The sequence below is a fragment of the Brevibacillus sp. NL20B1 genome (assembly GCF_018195675.1).
GTDB lineage: Bacteria > Bacillota > Bacilli > Brevibacillales > Brevibacillaceae > Brevibacillus > Brevibacillus aydinogluensis.
Genome location: NZ_JAGTPT010000052.1, coordinates 1 through 1,955, shown reverse-complemented (window position 1 = coordinate 1,955; position 1,955 = coordinate 1). Strand labels below are relative to the sequence as shown.

The 1,955-nt window shown below is 56.3% G+C and carries 2 rRNA genes; both read left to right on the top strand.

What is annotated here, in order from left to right:
* Positions 1 to 2: 2 nt before the first annotated feature.
* Positions 3 to 119: ribosomal RNA gene (gene rrf, locus KDN35_RS19690) — 5S ribosomal RNA — on the top strand.
* A 74-nt stretch (positions 120 to 193) separates the two neighbouring features.
* Positions 194 to 1,955: ribosomal RNA gene (locus KDN35_RS19685) — 23S ribosomal RNA — on the top strand; the annotation flags it as partial.

Sequence of the window (1,955 nt, the reverse complement as noted above, 5' to 3'; positions counted from 1 at the left end):
TGTCTGGTGACGATGGCGGAGGGGACACACCCGTTCCCATTCCGAACACGGCCGTTAAGCCCTCCAGCGCCGATGGTACTTGCCCCGAAGGGGGCCGGGAGAGTAGGACGTTGCCAGGCGGCTGCCTGACGGCAGCAGCACTTCGTTCCTTGAAAACTGGATACTGCATGGAAAGCTGAGGATAATCCTATGTGGTTAAGTTACTAAGGGCACACGGTGGATGCCTTGGCGCTAGGAGCCGATGAAGGACGCAGCGAACTGCGATAAGCCTCGGGGAGCGGTAAGCACGCATTGATCCGGGGATCTCCGAATGGGGCAACCCACCATCCGTAATGGGATGGTATCCGTCACTGAATCCATAGGTGACGTGAAGGCACACCCGGTGAACTGAAACATCTAAGTAGCCGGAGGAAGAGAAAACAACAGTGATTCCGTCAGTAGTGGCGAGCGAACGCGGAAGAGCCTAAACCGCAGGGTTTACCCTGCGGGGTCGTGGGACGTCTCACGTGGAGTTACAAAAGACACCTGTAGGTGAACGGTCTGGGAAGGCCGACCAGAGAGCGTGACAGTCGCGTAACCCAAACAGGTGTCTCTCCGAGACGGATCCCGAGTAGCACGGGACACGTGAAATCCCGTGTGAATCTGGCAGGACCATCTGCTAAGGCTAAATACTCCCTAGCGACCGATAGCGAACCAGTACCGTGAGGGAAAGGTGAAAAGCACCCCGGGAGGGGAGTGAAAGAGAACCTGAAACCGTGTGCTTACAAATAGTCGGAGCCCGTTTTAGGGGTGACGGCGTGCCTTTTGTAGAATGAACCGGCGAGTTACGGTAGCGTGCGAGGTTAAGTCGAAGAGACGGAGCCGCAGCGAAAGCGAGTCTGAACAGGGCGACAGTACGTTGCCGTAGACCCGAAACCGTGTGATCTAGCCATGTCCAGGGTGAAGGTAGGGTAACACCTACTGGAGGCCCGAACCCACGCACGTTGAAAAGTGCGGGGATGAGGTGTGGCTAGCGGTGAAATTCCAATCGAACTCGGAGATAGCTGGTTCTCCCCGAAATAGCTTTAGGGCTAGCCTCGGAATGAGAGTCTTGGAGGTAGAGCACTGATTGGGCTAGGGGCCCTCATCGGGTTACCGAACTCAGTCAAACTCCGAATGCCAACGACTTATGTCCGGGAGTCAGACGATGAGTGCTAAGATCCATCGTCAAGAGGGAAACAGCCCAGACCATCAGCTAAGGTCCCCAAGTGTACGTTAAGTGGGAAACGATGTGGAGTTGCCCAGACAACCAGGATGTTGGCTTAGAAGCAGCCACCATTTAAAGAGTGCGTAATAGCTCACTGGTCGAGTGACTCTGCGCGGAAAATGTAACGGGGCTAAACGTACCACCGAAGCTATGGCAGTCCTTCGGACTGGGTAGGGGAGCGTTCCAAGCAGCGGCGAAGCCGTACCGGAAGGAGCGGTGGAGCGCTTGGAAGTGAGAATGCCGGTGTAAGTAGCGAAAAGACAAGTGAGAATCTTGTCCACCGAAAGCCTAAGGGTTCCTGGGGAAGGCTCGTCCTCCCAGGGTTAGTCGGGACCTAAGCTGAGGCCGAAAGGCGTAGGCGATGGACAACAGGTTGATATTCCTGTACCACCTCCATTCCGCTTGAGCAATGGCGTGACGCAGGAGGATAGGGCGAGCGGCCTGCTGGATGGCCGTCCAAGCAGCAAGCCTGGTGTGTAGGCAAATCCGCACACCGCCAAGGGCAAGCTGTGATGGCGAGGGAAATGCAAGTACCGAAGTCCCTGATTTCACACTGCCAAGAAAAGCGTCTAGCGAGGAATGAGGTGCCCGTACCGCAAACCGACACAGGTAGGCGAGGAGAGAATCCTAAGGTGCGCGGGAGAACTCTTGCTAAGGAACTCGGCAAAATGGCCCCGTAACTTCGGGAGAAGGGGCGCCCCGGTAGGGT